Source organism: Sphingomonas sanxanigenens DSM 19645 = NX02, assembly GCF_000512205.2.
GTDB classification, from domain to species: Bacteria; Pseudomonadota; Alphaproteobacteria; order Sphingomonadales; family Sphingomonadaceae; genus Sphingomonas_D; species Sphingomonas_D sanxanigenens.
The window spans coordinates 3,153,911-3,169,026 of sequence record NZ_CP006644.1; the positions used below are offsets into that span (position 1 = coordinate 3,153,911).

Here is a 15,116-nt window from a genome sequence, read left to right on the forward strand (position 1 = left end):
GAGGAAGACGATGATGGGCAAGGCATTTGGCATGCGTGCGGCGCTGTTGGCGGCGGGCGTCGCATCGCTCGCGCTCGGCGCGACGCAGGCGCTGGCGGAGCCGATGGCGATGCTCGACCGGCACGGCAGCCGTGTCGCGATCGAGCCCTACGCGCCCAACATCGTGCGCGTCACCATCGCGCTCGACCCCGCGCTGGCGACCGCCGCGCCCGGCCCCGGCCCCAATGCGAAGGCCGATGCGACGGGCTGGAGCCACCGGGCGGACGCCGGCGGCGACGTCTTCACCTCCTCCGCGCTCTCGGTGGTGGTCGATGCCAAGCCCTGGCCCAAGGCGCCCAGCCAGATGGAGCGCTATTTCGCGCCGTCGCTGCCGCCGGTGTCGCTGTCGGTCAGCACCGCCGACGGCCGGCTGCTGACGAAGATGAACGGGTGGGAGATGGCCCCCCATATGGTGAACGGCGAGGAGACGTTCCGCGTCGGCGCCAGCTTCGCCGCCCCGCTCGACGAGCATTATTACGGCCTCGGCCAGAACCAGGAGAGCCTGGGGCCGCTCGACCTGCGCAGCCGCACGATCGACTGCAAGCATTGGTACGACGCGCCGGCTGGCGAGACGGTGTGCGTGCCCTTCCTCGTTACCAACAAGGGCTATGGCATCGTCTGGGACAATCCGGCGCGCACGATCGTCTCGCCGGGCCTCAACAACGGCACGCGCTGGCAGTCCGAAGTCGGCGAGCGCGTCTCCTTCTTCGTCATCGCCGGCGCCACCACCGACGAGATCTATGCCGGCTATGCCAAACTCACCGGCGAGACGCCGCTGCCCCCCAAGGCCGCGTTCGGCCTCATCCAGAGCAAGGCGCGCTTCGAGAGCCAGCAGGAACTGCTCGGCATCGCCGAGGGCTATCGCAGCCGCAACTATCCGATCGACGTCATGGTGCTCGACTGGTTCTACTGGACGCGGATGGGCCAGCTCGACATCGACCGCACCTATTTCCCCGATCCCAAGGGCATGAACGACAGGCTGAAGGCGATGGGCATGCGCTCGATCGTCAGCGTGTGGCCGCGCTTCGAACGGGAATCGCGCTATTTCGACATGCTCGCCGCCAAGGGCTGGCTGCTCCAGCACGAGGATGGCAGCCCGGTCGACGGCCTGCCCGTGCGCTTCGACCGCGCCGGCGCGCTGCTCGACAGCACCAACCCGGAAGCGCGCGAATGGTTCTGGGGTAAGATCCGCGACAATATCGCGTCGCAGGGCTTCGACTGGTTCTGGCTCGACGAGACCGAGCCCGATCTCGTGCCCGACGACTATCAATTCTCGATCGGATCGGGCGCCCGCTACCACAACCTCTTCCCGCTGCTGCACACCGCCGGCGTCGCCGAAGGCTCGGCGCGTGACCGGCCGGACCTGCGCAACCTGATCCTGTGCCGCGCCGCCTATCTCGGCACGCAGCGCAACGGCTGCGCCTTCTGGTCGTCGGACGTCCATTCGACCTGGGAGGCGCTGAAGCGGCAGGTGCCGACGGGCCTCAACTTCACCGCATCGGGCATGGCCTATTGGGGCAGCGACATCGGCGGCTGGCAATATCCGAGCGGCCCGAAGGCGGAGCATCCGCTGCTCGTCGACCCCGCCGGCGCGACCGCGATGGACGCCGGCTATGCCGACTATCCCGAATTGTTCGTGCGCTGGTTTCAGTACAGCGTGTTCACCCCGTCGCTGCGCATCCACGGCCAGCGCCCGGCCGCAGCACTCTGGGACTATGGCACCGCCGCGGAGCCGATCCTCGCAAGCTATTTGCGGCTGCGCTACAGCCTGATGCCCTATATCTATGCGCTCGGCGCGCAGACGCATCGGACGGGCGCGCCCTTCATGCGCGCGCTGTTCATGGATTTCCCGAACGATCCCAAGGTCGCGGACATCGGCGATCAGTATATGTTCGGCCCCGCCTTCCTCGTCGCCCCCATCACCGACCAGGGCCGCACCAGCCGCCCGGTCTATCTGCCCGCCGGCGCGGACTGGTATGACTACTGGACAAACAAGCGCTACACCGGCGGCCAGACCGTGGAGGTCGCCGCCCCGATCGACCGCATGCCGCTGTTCGTCCGCGCGGGATCGATCGTGCCGATCGGCGCACAGGTGAAGAGCACCGCCGAACGCCAGCCGCTGGAGAGCATCCGCGTCTATCCCGGCCGCGACGCGCGCTTCACGCTCTATGACGATGACGGCACCACCAACGCCTATCGCAAGACCGGCGGGGCCAGCGCGGAGCTGGTATGGAACGAGGCCGGCGGCACGCTGAGCGCGCGCGGCAAGCTGCCCACCGGCCAGAACCCGGCGCAACTGCTGCGCATCGTCGAAGCCGCGCAATAGGGCGAGACAGATATGCGCATCACCCGCCGTCTGGCCGGCGTGAACCCTGGCGCCGCCAAGGCGCCGGATGGTATCGGAAGTTGATAAAGCGAAACGCACCGGTGTGCGTGCCGCGCGGCTTGATCGTCTCTCAATTGAGAGACATATTGTCGGCAAGGAGACTCGCCATGCCCGCACGCACGTCCATGCTTCACGTCAGGATCGACGAGGATCTCAAGGCCAAGGCCGCTGAGACGCTTGCCGATATCGGCCTTACCGTGTCGGATGCGGTCCGCATCCTGCTGACGCGCGTCGCAAAGGAAGGCGGCATGCCCGCCGGCCTGACAGCAGATACGGCGGCGCACGACGCCTGGTTCCGTGCCAAGGTTCAGGAGGCCCTGAACGATACGCGTCCAACCGCGCCGCATGCACAGGTCATGGATGAAGTGCAGGCGCTGATTGACAGCAAGCGTCATGCCCAACCGAAAGCTTGAGTGGCGGGAGACGGCGCGCGCCGATCTTCTGTCAATCATGGACTATATCTCGGACGATAATCCGGACGCGGCACTCAAGCTGAAGGATGATCTCGACACCAGGATCGAGACCCTGCTCGATCGGCCCAAGCTCTATCAGGCTGGCCGCGTTGCAGGCACGCGAGAGATGTCGATGCGACGAAGATATATCGTTGTGTATAAGGAAGACGAGACACAAGTGACGATCCTGCGCGTTCTTCATGCCGCGCAGCAATGGCCCCACTGAATCATCGATCGATCAACATCGCCCCCAATATCGACACGACCGATGGGGCCCGATCAACCGGGCCCCCACCCCGGCTCAGAAGTTCAATGTCGCCCGAACGCCGCCATAACGCTCGAAATCGCGCGGAATATAGCTCTGTACCGCCTGGGCATTGCCCTGGTTTCCGAACGAGTTGGTGACGTTGAAGAAATAGTGCTTGTCGAACAGGTTGTTGACGAACGCAACCACCTCCCACTTACGGTCGGGATCGCGGACGCCGGCGGAAATGTTCATGATCCCATAGCCCTTCTGGATGCTTTCGGGATCATTGTTGATGTTGAAGTTGATCTTGCTCTGATAGGAATAGGCGAACTGCAACACGCCATCGAGACTGTCGGTCAGTGAGGGCGTATAGTCGCCGTTCAGGGTCAGCTTCCATTCGGGCGCCTGCGCGGGGCGGAAGCCCTTGAGGTCCTGCCGCGCCGGGCTGCCGGTGCAGCCCTGCGCCGCCGTCTGCCCCGGATAGCATTGCGAGAACGGGAAGGACCGGATCTTGGCGTCCGCATAGGTCACGCCGCCGCCGACGTTCAGGTCCGGCGAGAAGCGCACCGAGCCTTCCACCTCGATGCCGCGCGTGCGCAGCTTGCCGACATTGGCGAGGCGGAAATTGCTGGTGCCGTCTGACAAGGTCTCGATGCCCTGCGCCTGGAAATCGTCGAAGGTGGTGGTGAACAGGGTTGCGTTCAGCGTCACCCGGCGATCGAGGAATTGCGACTTGATGCCGAGCTGCCAATCCTCCGAATCCTCGGGCTGCACCGGCACCAACCGGGTGGCGTTGAAGCCCGTGCCGATATCATAGGCCGCGCCCTTGTGGCCGGTGGCATAGGTGAAGAAGGCCATCACGTCGGGCGCCAGCCGCTGCTGGATGCCCGCTCTGTAGGTCTCGTACGATTCCGAACTGTCGCCCTCGAAATAGGTCGAGGCGAGGCGATCGTCGAACGTCACGTCGATCTTGTTCCTGCCGATGCGCAGGCCGCCGATCAGCGTCGTGCCGTCGAGGATGTCATATTCGATCTGGCCGAAACCGGCATATTGCTTGGTGCCGTTGGTGCCAAACCAGTCCGCCTGCGAGAAGAAGGGCCCACGGATGAAGTCGCGCGACAGGTTCAGGTTCGAATAGAACAGCCCGAAGGTGTAGCGGAGCGCGGTGCCGCCCGGCGAGACCAGCCGGAATTCCTGCGAGAAGGTGTCGACGTCGAAGGTACCGAACTGGCGGTTGTCGAGCGCGGCGATCGCGGACTCGTCCTGATCGAGAATGTCGAACTGCTTGAACTGGTCCCACGCGGTGATCGACACCAGCGAGGCGAAGCCGGCATCCCATGAAACCTTCAGCGACTGCGAGAAGTCGCTATAGTCGGTACCCGAAGTGACGTCGTTGACGACATCGGTATTGTTCTCGCCGAAGGTCACGCCCGGCGCGAACACCGCGGGGCCATAGGCCGGGTTGCCGCGCAGCCGGGCGGCGGGCGAGACGCGAGCGAACGGCCGACCGATCGTGGTGCTGCCGTCGATATAGCCGAGTTGCGCCACCAGGTTCAGCGTGTCGGTGGGATCCCACACCAGCTTGCCGCGCACCGAGAAGATCTCGCGCCCGTTGATCTTGTCGCCGTTGAACAGGTTGCGGACATTGCCCTCGAACTTGTTGTAGTTGGCGCTGACGCGGAAGCCGAGCGTCGGCGTCAGCGGGCCAGACAGCGCGGCGTTGACGCCATATTCATCGTCGGTCGTCACGATGCCGCCGATCCGGCCGCTGAGCGTCGCCGATGGCCCCTGAGTCACGATGTTGACGAGGCCGGCGGAGGCGGCGCGGCCGTAGAGTGTGCTCTGCGGTCCGCGCAGCACCTCGATCCGTTCGATGTCCGACAGGTCGGCGAAGGCGCGCGCCAGGAACTGCACCGGCACATCGTCGATCTGCACCGCCACGCTGGGTTCGACGCTCGGCGAGAAAGCGAAAGTGCCGATACCGCGGATCGAGATCGACGCGTTGACCGGATGCTCCGCGGGTCGGATCAGCAGCGATGGCGCCGCGCGGGTGAGTTCGGAAAATTCGCGGATGCCCTGCGATTCCAGCGCCTCGCCGCCGATCACCTGCACGGCGAGCGGAATGTCCTGAACCCGCTCCTCGCGCTTCTGCGCGGTGACGACGATGTCGTCACTGGTGGGCGAAGGCTGGTCGGCGGCGGCCGGTGCGGCCTGCTGCGCATGCGCCTGGCCGGTGGCGGCGCAGGCCAGCCCCGCGGCGATCAGGACGCGCGACAAGGCAGTACCATTGCGGAACTTCATAAATCCTCCCCAATCCGTGCTGTGCAAGCGAGTCTTTCGACTTCTACGGATCGGGATTTAGCCGATTTGGCGGGGATGGCAAGAGTTATATGATAAATATGGCGCGTGGTACCTGCCGACCGGGCCAATGGAGCTTGATTGATATGATAACATTTGAGGAAGCCCTACCTGAGCTTTGCCGGGCCAGTCCATGAAGGCCGCGCACTCGGATGCGCGAATGCGGCAGGCGCTCAGCTTCTCAACAAAGCTGGCAGATATCCTTCACATCCATGTCGTTATAATCCAGATTCTCCCCCGCCATCGCCCAGATGAAGCTGTAGGCACGCGTGCCGGCGCCCATGTGGACCGACCAGGGCGGTGAGATCACGACATCCTCATTGCCCATCACGATGTGGCGCAGCGCCTCGGGCTTGCCCATGTAGTGGAAGACCCGGCCGTCCTGCGGCAGGTCGAAATAGAGATAGATTTCGGAGCGCCGCTCATGGACGTGCGGCGGCATCGTGTTCCAGACGCTGCCGGGCTCGAGGATGGTCATGCCCAGGCAGATCGACGCGCTCTCGCAGGTGTGCGGCAGGATGAGCTGGTAGATCTTGCGCGCGTTGGAGGTCGCGCGTTCGCCGCGCTCCATCGGCGTGACCTCCGACAGCGTCAGCTTGCGCAACGGAAAGGCGCGATGCGCCGGCACGCTCAGCAGATAATAGCGCGCCCCCTCGCCGGAAAAGCGCACGTCGGCCGAGCCCATCGGCACATAGAGCGCATCGCGCGGCGCGAGATCGAACCGCGTGCCATCCACCTCGACCACGCCCGCGCCGGCGCCGATATTGACCATCGCCAGTTCGCGCCGTTCGAGCAGCGGATGCCCGGCCGCACTTTCGGGCTCGGTCTGCGCGGGCAGCGCCAGCGGCCCCGCCCCCGGCACCGCACCGCCGATGATGAAGCGCTCGCCATGCGAATAGGTCAGCACCAGCTCGCCCTCGCGGAACAGCCCGCTGACGAGGTGCCGGTCACGCAGATCCTCGTTCGACGCGCCGTCCATCATGTCCGGATGCGTCGCGTAATAGGTTTTCTCGAACAAGGCTGGTCCCCCGTGGATGGTTCAGATCAGAGCGCAGCGATGGCGGTGGCGGCGAGCAGGAAGGCGCCGGTGCCATAATATTGGGTGTCGGCCGCGCGCACCTTCTCGGGCCGGTCGCTCACCTGCTGCACCCAGCCGAGCCGGCCGTCGGGCTGGATCGCGCGCGTCAGCGCATCCCAGCCGCGCCGCGCGACCGGTTCATAGGTCGCACGGTCGAGCAGCCCCGCCTCGATCCCCCAGGCGATGCCATAGGTGTAGAAGGCGGTGCCGCTCGATTCCGGCGGCGACTTCTCGGGCGCCAGCAGCGACGGCGCCCAATAGCCGTCCGGTTTCTGCACCGCGCGGATGCGCGCCGCCATTTCGAGGAACAACGCCTCCATGCGCACGCGATCGGCGCTGCCCTTCTCCAGCAGCGGGATGATCCGCGGCATGCTCGCGAACACCCAGCCATTGCCGCGGCTCCAGAACTGCTTGCGCGCCTGCTTGTCGCGGCGCTCGAAGAAGCGGCTGTCGCGGTAGAAGAGACGCTCGGCGGGGTCGTAGAGGAAGTCGGTGGTCGCCCAATATTCGCGCATCGCATAATCGCGGTAGCGCGCGTCGCCGGTCTGGCGCGAAAGCTCGATCATAGCGGGCGGCGCCATGAACAGCGCGTCGCACCAGCACCAGCGCTTGAGGCATTCGGTGTCGTCATAGCCCGAGGGCGGCTGGTAGAAGGCCAATGTCACCCGCGGCGGATTGGCGACGATGTAGTCGAACGCCTTGCGCGTCGGCGCGCTGGCGGCCTCGCCCGCGCCGTTCCTCGCGGCCCACAAATAGCTCTGCGTGATGACGAGGTCATCGGCATGGAACGGCCGCCGCGCCGGCTGCCATTCGTTGCGGGCGCCCATGTCGAGGATCGCCTTGGCGATGTCCGGCGATCTGTCGGCATCCGCCAGCGCGGTCATGCCGATCCAAAACACCGCCTGCTCCCAGGCGCGCGGATTCTTCGTTTCGGTGGTCGCGCGCGAGACCTTCTTCGCGCCCTCCATATGCTGGAGTTGCCACCGGGCGAGATCGCGCGCGATCGCGATCGGATCGCGCTGGCCGGCGGCGGTTGCCGCGACGGGCGCCTGCGCGGCGATCGGCGCCACGATGCTCAGCAACGGCAGGGCAGCTAGGGCAACAATCCAACGCAACATCAGGCCGGCTCCTCAATCTTCTCAATCTGCTGGCGGTTGTGCCGGGAAAGGCGCGAAGACCGGGGACGCCGCGTTGCGCAGCGCCCGGCAATGCGCGCGGCCGAAAATCGCCGATCCAGAATCCCTCTCCCTCGGCCGATCAACGGCCCCGGAAAGTTATCCTACAAGTTTGGCGGCCATGGTCAATCGCCTTGCCGCCTCGATCGCCTCATGGCTGCGGCTCGCGCACCCGCACCCGCGCGCTCAAGGTCGAATGGCGGGTCAGGCTTTCCTGCATGTGGCGGCGCGCCGCCTCCCGCGCCTTCGCCGCATCCATCCGCACGATCGCATCGACGATCGCCTCATGCTCATCCTGCACGCGATCGGCATAGGCGTGGTGCGCAGCAACCGGCTGGTCGCGCAGATAAAGGTTGCGCGGCGGCACGAGGCGCAGCCCCAGGAAATCGACGAAGCGGACGAAATAGTCATTCTGGCTGGCGCGGGCGATGGCGAGGTGAAATGCCGAATCGGCCTTGGCCGCGGCAGCGGGATCGTCGCGCCGTTCGTTCATGTCGAACAACGCCTCCTGGATCGCACCGATATCCGCGGTCGTCCGGCGCGAGGCGGCGAGCCCCGCCATCTCGGTTTCCACCGCCAGCCGCATCTCGAGGAGCTTGATGACGTCGGCCAGTTCGGCAAGTTCGTCGCGGGTCACCTGGAACGCGCGCAGTTCGGGCGCATCGGCGACGTAGACGCCCGAACCCTGCCGCGAAATGGTCAGGCCCTGTGCGGCCAGCCGTGCCACCGCCTCACGCACGACGGTGCGGCTGACATTCTCGTCGAGCGCGATGTCCTTCTGCGTCGGCAACCGGCTACCGGGTGCCAATTCGCCCGAACGGATGCGTGCCTCGATCCGGCCGTACAGCGCGTCCGTCAAAGACGATTGCCGCGCGGCTTCCTCTCCCCTACCCATATCGCCGCTTCTAGCACCGCCAGCGCGACTTGTCATATCAATCTCCATTGGCTAGGTGCGATCTAACACCAATGGCAGAGCCAAGTCGATCCGGCGAACGGGCCGGTTGAGGAAGGGGATCGCAATGCATCTTTCGGCCCGGATCAGTCTGCTCGCACTGCTCGCCACATCATCGGGCGTAGCGCTGGCGCAATCCCCGAGGCCCACGATGTCGCCGGTCCTTCAGCCGCAGGTTGATCCCGCCCGCCCCGACTGGGAGAATCCGGCGGTGTTCGCGATCGGCAAGGAACCCGCCCGCGCCACCGGCTTCCCCTTCGAGAGCCGCGCCAAGGCGATCGCAGGCCATCGCACCGGATCCGATCGTTTCCTCTCGCTCAACGGCGCGTGGAAATTCTCCTTCTCGCCCAGCGCCGATGCGTTGCCGGCGGGATTCGAGCAGCCCGGCTTCGACGTTTCCGGCTGGAAGGAAATCAAGGTCCCGGCGGACTGGCAGGCCGAAGGCTATGACCAGCCGCGCTTCAACAACATCACCTATCCCTTTCCCGCCAACCGCCCGCTGATCCCGCATGCGACCAACCCGGTCGGCTCCTACCGCCGCGACGTGGAGGTGCCGGCGAACTGGTCCGGATCGGACGTCATCCTCCACATCGGCGCGGCGGGCTCGGCCTATTATGTCTGGGTCAATGGCGAGCGCGTCGGCTATTCGGAAGACAGCAAGCTGCCTTCCGAGTTCGACGTCACCCGCTTCGTCCGCCCCGGCAGGAACGTCGTCGCGATCCAGATCTTCCGCTGGTCCGACGGCAGCTATCTGGAGGACCAGGATTTCTGGCGCGTCTCGGGCATCGAGCGCGAGGTCTTCCTGATGGCGGCACCGAAGACGCGGATCCGCGACTTCTTCGTCCATGCCGGGCTCGATGCCAGCTATCGCAACGGCGAACTCGCGGTCGACGTCGCGGTTACCGGCGCTCCGGGCGCGACCACCGCGCGCGCGGTGCTGCTCGATGGCGATGCGCAGGTGATCGCGCTGTCCGCCGCCGTTCCCGCCGGCAAGGATGAGCGCAAGGCGGTGCTGCGCGGCACGGTGCCGAACGTGAAGCCGTGGACCGCCGAGACGCCCAGCCTCTACATGCTGCTGGTCGAGCTCTATGACGCGAAGGGCGCGGTCATCCAGTCGACCTGGAGCCGCATCGGCTTCCGCACCGTCGCGATCCGTGACGGGCTGGTGAGCGTCAACGGCAAGCCGATCACGATCCGCGGCGTCAACCGCCACGAACATGATCCCGAGACCTTCCACGTCATCTCGCTGGAAAGCATGGAGCGCGACATCCAGCTGATGAAGCGCGCCAACGTCAACGCGCTGCGCACCTCGCACTATCCCAACGATCCGCGGCTCTACGAACTCGCCGACCGCTATGGCCTCTATGTGATGGACGAGGCCAATATCGAGAGCCATTTCTACATGGATTGGGCCAACAAGCGGCCCGAGCAGCGCGCGCAATATCAGATCGGCTTCGATCCGGCGTGGGAAGCGGCGCATGTCAGCCGCGTCACCAACATGATCGAGCGCGACAAGAACCACCCGTCGATCATCTTCTGGTCGCTGGGCAATGAGGCCGGGATCGGCCAGGCGTTCGTCAAGGCCGCCGCCGCCGCAAAGGCGCGCGATCCGGATCGCCTCGTCTCCTATCTCGGCTGGGGCACCTTCCCCGACGCGCCCGACCATCGCACCAACGACTATGCCGACATCTACGCGCCGATGTATGACAGCGCCGCGCGCATGGCCGACTATGCGACCAACTGGAACCACCGGCAGCCGATGATCCAGTGCGAATATGCCCATGCGCAGGGCAATTCCGGCGGCAATCTCAAGGATTATTGGGACACGATCTACGCCCACCCGCACAAGCTGCAGGGCGGCTTCGTGTGGGACTGGGTGGACCAGTCGATGTATCGCTATACCGAGGATGGTCGCCGCTACTGGGGCACCGGCGGCGAATATGGCCCCAATCCGGGCGGCGACATCGAGTTCGGGGACGGACTCTACCAGCCCGATCGGACGCCGAACCCGCATCTGTTCGAGCTGCGCAAGGTCTATGCGCCGGTGCAGTTCGCCGGCTTCGATCCGGCGGGCGGCGCGCTGACCGTCATCAACCGCCACGACTTCGTCGACCTCTCCGGCCTCGATTTCGGACTGGAGGTGCTGGAGGATGGGGTGCCCGTTGCCCGTGCCGCGCTGCCGCCGTTGAAGACGCCCGCGCATGCGCAGGAAACGCTGCGCCTCCCCCTCCCCGCCTTCGCCCGCAAGCCCGGCGCCGAATATGTGCTGACGGTGAGCGCACGTGCCAGGGCCGGGACGATTCCGGGTGTCGATGGCGGCACCCTGATCGGCTGGGAACAGTTCGTGCTCGGCCGCGAGGCGGCGCCGACCATCGCGGTGGACGGCAGGGCGGCACTGGCGGACAAGGGCGGCAAGCTGACGCTCTCCGCCGGTGGCGCCGAACTGGTGATCGATCGCAAGACCGGGCTGGTCGATGGCTATACAGCCAAGGGCCGGCTGCTGCTGCAGGGCGGCGCCCCCAACTTTTATCGCGCACTGATCGACAATGACATCGGCACCGGCGTCGGCAAGAGCCACGAGGTGTGGAAGCGCGCATCCGAAGCGCGGGTCGTCGAGGCGGTCGAGGCCAGGCGGCTCGACGACGGTACCGCCGAAGTGACGGTGCGCTATGTCGTGGGCGATGGTGCGGCGCGCTTCGTCTCGCGCTATCGCATGGGCGGCGATGGCCGCGTGACGGTTTCGGGTGATTTCACGCCGGCCGCCGAGAAGCTGCCCGATCCGCTGCGCATCGGCCTCGCCTTCACCATGCCGCAAGCGATCGACACGCTCGAATGGTATGGCCGCGGCCCGCACGAAACCTATCAGGATCGTGCCACCGGCGCACCGATCGGGCTGTGGCGCGGGCGCATCGCCGACCAGAACCATGACTATATGCGGCCGCAGGAAACCGGCAACAAGGTGGACGTGCGCTGGATGGAACTGCTCCAGCGCGGCGTCGGCGGCGTCCGCATCGACGGCGCCCAACCGCTGTCGATGAACGCGCTCGCCTTCCCCTACGAGGATCTGTCGCGCCGCCCGCCGGGCACGCGCCGCTCCACCGACATCGTGCCGCACGACCATGTCTCGCTGATGGTCGATGCGGTTCAGGCCGGCGTCGGCGGCGACAACAGTTGGGATCAGGGCGGCCGGCCGCTGAAGCAGTATCGCGTGGCCGTCGCCCCGCTCAGCTACAGCTTCACGCTGACACCGTTCGATGGCGACGGCACCACCCCAGATCGCGCAAGGCCGGCTGCCGCTGGAGAGCTGCAATGATGAAGCGTTTCGCGCTGCCGCTGCTCGCTCTCTCGCTGGCCGCTCCGGCCCCAGCGCAAGCACCGGCGGGCGAGGCAAGCCTGCCGCCCGTCGACAAGCCGTTGCCGCCCGCGCCGGACAAGACGCCACGCGCCGCGGTGATGATCGCCGACTATCGCTACGACGATCTGCTGTGGGAGAATGACCGCACCGCGCACCGCATCTATGGCCATGCGCTGCAGGCGATCGAGCCGCCCTCGGGCTCGGGCGTCGACAGCTGGGGCAAGACTGTCCGCTGGCCCTACATGGATCGCCAACTCCGCACCGGCGACCAGCATGGCTATCATGGCGAGGGCATGGACTTCTACAATGTCGGCGGCGGGCGCGGTGCCGGCGGGCTCGGCATCTGGTTCGACGACAAATTGTGGACGTCGCGCAACTATCGCGCCTACCGCATCCTGAGCAACGGGCCGGACGCCGCCGACTTCGAGGTCGACTATGCCCCCTGGCCGGTCGATGTCGGCCGCAAGGTGTGGGAAACGCGGCGCTTCACCTTGCCGCTCGGCACCCACTTCACCCGCATGGTCTCGACGATCGGATCGGACAGCCGCGAACCGCTGGTCGTCGGCATCGGCATCGGCAAGAAGACCACCGGCGATGGCGGTGACCTCACCGTCGACCGTGCACGCGGGATGCTCTCGTGGTGGGGGCCGAACGATCCGCGCCATGGCCGCATGGCGATCGCGCTGCGCGTCGACCCGGCGACGATCGTCGATATCAGGCAGGATGCGGACAATCATCTGGTGCTGGTGCGGGTGACGCCCGGCAAGCCCTTCGTCTATTATTCGGGCTCGGCCTGGAGCCTGGGCGAAGGCGGCTTTCGCGATCGCGTCTCATGGGATCGCTATGCCGCCGAACAGACACTCGATTTCGCGCCGCCCGCCGCCGCGACACGCTGATTTTCCTGCGCAGGAGACCGTCGATGGACCGTCGTCACTTCCTTGGTTCCGCGCTCGCCGCCGGCGCGCTTGTGCCCGCCGCGCAGGCCGCATCCGCCGCCCCCCCTGCCCCGCGCGCCGGCGCGAAGGATGATCGCGCCTATATGGTCGATCTGCTGCGGCAGATGGCGGTGCCGATCCTCGAACCGATGTCGCAGGGCCGCCTGCAGGCGGCGTTCAAGCCCGAACTCAGCCCCACCTGGGACGGCCGCGATCCGAAGGTTTCCTATCTGGAGGCGTTCGGCCGGCTGATTTCGGGCATCGCCCCGTGGCTGGCGCTGCCCGACGATGCGACGCCCGAAGGCCGGTTGCGCGCGACGCTGCGCCAGCAGGCGCTCGCGGCCTATGCCCATTCGGTCGATCCGCAAAGCCCCGACTATCTGCAATGGCATATCTACGGCCAGCCGCTGGTGGATTCCGCCTATTTCACCAACGCGTTTCTGCGCGCCCCCAGGCAATTGTGGGGCCCGCTGGACGCGACGACGAAGAAGCGCGTGGTGGAGGAGATCAAGGGGCTGCGCCGCGTCTCCCCGCCCTATACCAACTGGCTGCTGTTCGCGGCGATGAACGAGGCCTTCCTGCTCTCGATCGGCGAGGACTGGGATCCGGTGCGGCTCGATCTGGCGATCCGCAAGGTCAACGAATGGTATGTGGGGGACGGCTGGTATGCCGATGGCCCGCGCTTCCACTTCGACCATTACGGATCCTATGTGATCCACCCGATGCTCGTCGAAATCCTCGAAGTGCTGGCGGCGACCAAGGCGCGCTTCAACAGCCTCGACGCCAGGGCGCTGCTCGATCAGGCCTATAAGCGGATGCAGCGCTATGGCGAGCATCTGGAGCGGCTGATCGGGCCCGACGGCGCCTATGCGCCGATCGGCCGGTCGCTCACCTATCGCACCGCTGTGTTCCAGCCGCTCGGGCTGCTGGCGTGGCGCAAGCGGCTGCCCGCCGCGCTGCCCGAAGGACAGGTGCGCGCCGCCACGCTCGCCGCGCAGCGCGCGGTGTTCCGCCACCCGAGCAATTTCGACGCCAAGGGCTATATGACGATCGGCTTCACCGGCCATCAGCCCAAGCTTGGCGATTGGTATTCGAACGCCGGCAGCATGTATATCGCTTCCGAAAGCCTGATCGCGCTCGGTCTCTCCGCCGATGACAGCTATTGGACGTCGCCGGCCTTGCCCTGGACCAGCAAGAAGGCGTTCGCAGGCGAGGAATTCCCCAAGGATTACTACGTCGAATATTGATCGCCGGAGCGGGGGCCGGAGCCGGCGCTGTCGCGCGACGCGATGAGCGCGCGGATGGCATCCGCCGCCGCCGGCGTCGCCGGGTTGTAGACGACCATGCCCAGATCGGGCCGGCCATCGACCGCGAACGCCGAGAATTCCAGTTCGACCAGCCCGAGTTCGGGGTGGCGAAGCCGCTTCACGCCCTCGCCCTGCCCAACCACGTCATTCTCGCGCCACAGCGCCGCGAATTCGGGGCTGGCCTGCGACAATTCCGCCACGAGTTGCGTCGTTTCCGCGCCCGCGCGCGCGGCGTCCGCCCGGAATGCGGCGACGACATAGCGCGCGACGCCAAGCCAATCGTCCTGCGCCTCGCGTACCCGTGCATTGCCGAAGATCCGCCGCAAGACGTTGCGCTGCTCGCGCGGCAGGCTGCCATAATCGGTCAGCATGATCGCCGCAGCGCGGTTCCACGCCACCACATCCCAGGTCGCGGTCTTGATGATCGCGGGGCTGACCGGCAGCGCGTCCAGCACCCGCTGCAGCCGCGGCGTCACCCCGTCGCTGCCGCGATAGCGCGTCTCGGGCGGGCGGCCGAGGCCGAGCAGGAACAGATGCTCGCGCTCCGCATCGGTGAGCATCAGCCCCGCCGCCAGCCGATCGAGCACGCCCGCGGAGGGCGCCCCGCCCCGCCCCTGCTCAAGCCAGGTATACCAGGTCGGGCTGATGTTCGATCGCTGCGCGACCTCTTCGCGGCGCAGCCCCGGCGTGCGCCGGCGCCCGCTGACGAAGCCGAGTGCGGCGGGGTCGAGCCGCGCGCGCCGGTCCCTCAGGAAACTGCCGAGGCTATCGGCGGCATCGTGTCGCATCGCCATCCTGTTGCTCATTATACCATGATAATATCACTACTTTA

The 15,116-nt window shown here is 66.4% G+C and carries 11 protein-coding genes; 6 read left to right on the forward strand and 5 right to left on the reverse strand.

All coding sequences use genetic code 11. The features are described from left to right. Nucleotides 1–10 precede the first annotated feature (10 nt). The 3 genes from NX02_RS14545 to NX02_RS14555 all read left to right on the forward strand — a co-directional run bounded on the left by NX02_RS14545 (nt 11) and on the right by NX02_RS14555 (nt 3,103). The gene (locus tag NX02_RS14545) at nt 11–2,365 is read left to right on the forward strand and encodes a glycoside hydrolase family 31 protein (RefSeq protein ID WP_025292931.1); all 2,355 of its coding nucleotides are present in this window, start codon (nt 11–13) and stop codon (nt 2,363–2,365) included. A 167-nt stretch (nt 2,366–2,532) separates the two neighbouring features. Further along, entirely contained in the window at nt 2,533–2,838 is a 306-nt protein-coding gene (gene relB / locus NX02_RS14550; RefSeq protein WP_025292932.1) for a type II toxin-antitoxin system RelB family antitoxin, read from the forward strand. After that, nucleotides 2,819–3,103 (forward strand): type II toxin-antitoxin system RelE/ParE family toxin, encoded by a 285-nt coding sequence (locus tag NX02_RS14555; RefSeq protein ID WP_025292933.1) that lies wholly within the window; start codon nt 2,819–2,821, stop codon nt 3,101–3,103. Before relB ends, NX02_RS14555 begins: the two co-directional genes overlap by 20 nt. A gap of 75 nt (nt 3,104–3,178) precedes the next feature. Here the strand turns inward: NX02_RS14555 and NX02_RS14560 are convergent, their stop codons facing one another. The 4 genes from NX02_RS14560 to NX02_RS14575 all read right to left on the reverse strand — a co-directional run bounded on the left by NX02_RS14560 (nt 3,179) and on the right by NX02_RS14575 (nt 8,594). After that, a complete protein-coding gene (locus NX02_RS14560; RefSeq protein WP_025292934.1) occupies nt 3,179–5,425 on the reverse strand; it encodes a TonB-dependent receptor in 2,247 nt (748 codons plus the stop codon). 238 nt (nt 5,426–5,663) lie between these two features. Beyond that, on the reverse strand, nt 5,664–6,500 hold the full coding sequence (gene kduI / locus NX02_RS14565) for a 5-dehydro-4-deoxy-D-glucuronate isomerase (protein WP_025292935.1): 837 nt from the start codon (nt 6,498–6,500) through the stop codon (nt 5,664–5,666). Nucleotides 6,501–6,526: 26 nt separating this feature from the next. Further along, entirely contained in the window at nt 6,527–7,678 is a 1,152-nt protein-coding gene (locus NX02_RS14570) for a glycoside hydrolase family 88/105 protein (protein WP_084717799.1), read from the reverse strand. 208 nt (nt 7,679–7,886) lie between these two features. Then, a complete protein-coding gene (locus NX02_RS14575) occupies nt 7,887–8,594 on the reverse strand; it encodes a FadR/GntR family transcriptional regulator (protein WP_245648593.1) in 708 nt (235 codons plus the stop codon). A 160-nt stretch (nt 8,595–8,754) separates the two neighbouring features. Here NX02_RS14575 and NX02_RS14580 point away from each other — a divergent pair, with 160 nt between their 5' ends. The 3 genes from NX02_RS14580 to NX02_RS14590 are packed head-to-tail and all read left to right on the forward strand — an operon-like array spanning nt 8,755 to nt 14,224. Further along, nucleotides 8,755–12,000 carry a glycoside hydrolase family 2 TIM barrel-domain containing protein gene (locus tag NX02_RS14580; RefSeq protein ID WP_025292938.1) on the forward strand — a complete coding sequence of 1,082 codons (3,246 nt, stop codon included), beginning with the start codon at nt 8,755–8,757 and terminating at the stop codon, nt 11,998–12,000. Continuing rightward, the gene (locus NX02_RS14585) at nt 11,997–12,938 is read left to right on the forward strand and encodes a DUF4861 family protein (protein ID WP_025292939.1); all 942 of its coding nucleotides are present in this window, start codon (nt 11,997–11,999) and stop codon (nt 12,936–12,938) included. Before NX02_RS14580 ends, NX02_RS14585 begins: the two co-directional genes overlap by 4 nt. A gap of 23 nt (nt 12,939–12,961) precedes the next feature. After that, complete coding sequence (locus NX02_RS14590; protein WP_025292940.1) at nt 12,962–14,224, forward strand: DUF2264 domain-containing protein; 1,263 nt, start codon at nt 12,962–12,964, stop codon at nt 14,222–14,224. On the opposite strand, the gene NX02_RS14595 is transcribed toward NX02_RS14590, so the two are convergent. Further along, complete coding sequence (locus tag NX02_RS14595) at nt 14,209–15,072, reverse strand: helix-turn-helix transcriptional regulator (RefSeq protein ID WP_025292941.1); 864 nt, start codon at nt 15,070–15,072, stop codon at nt 14,209–14,211. The two genes, NX02_RS14590 and NX02_RS14595, sit on opposite strands and share 16 nt — an antisense overlap. Between the last annotated feature and the right edge of the window lie 44 nt (nt 15,073–15,116).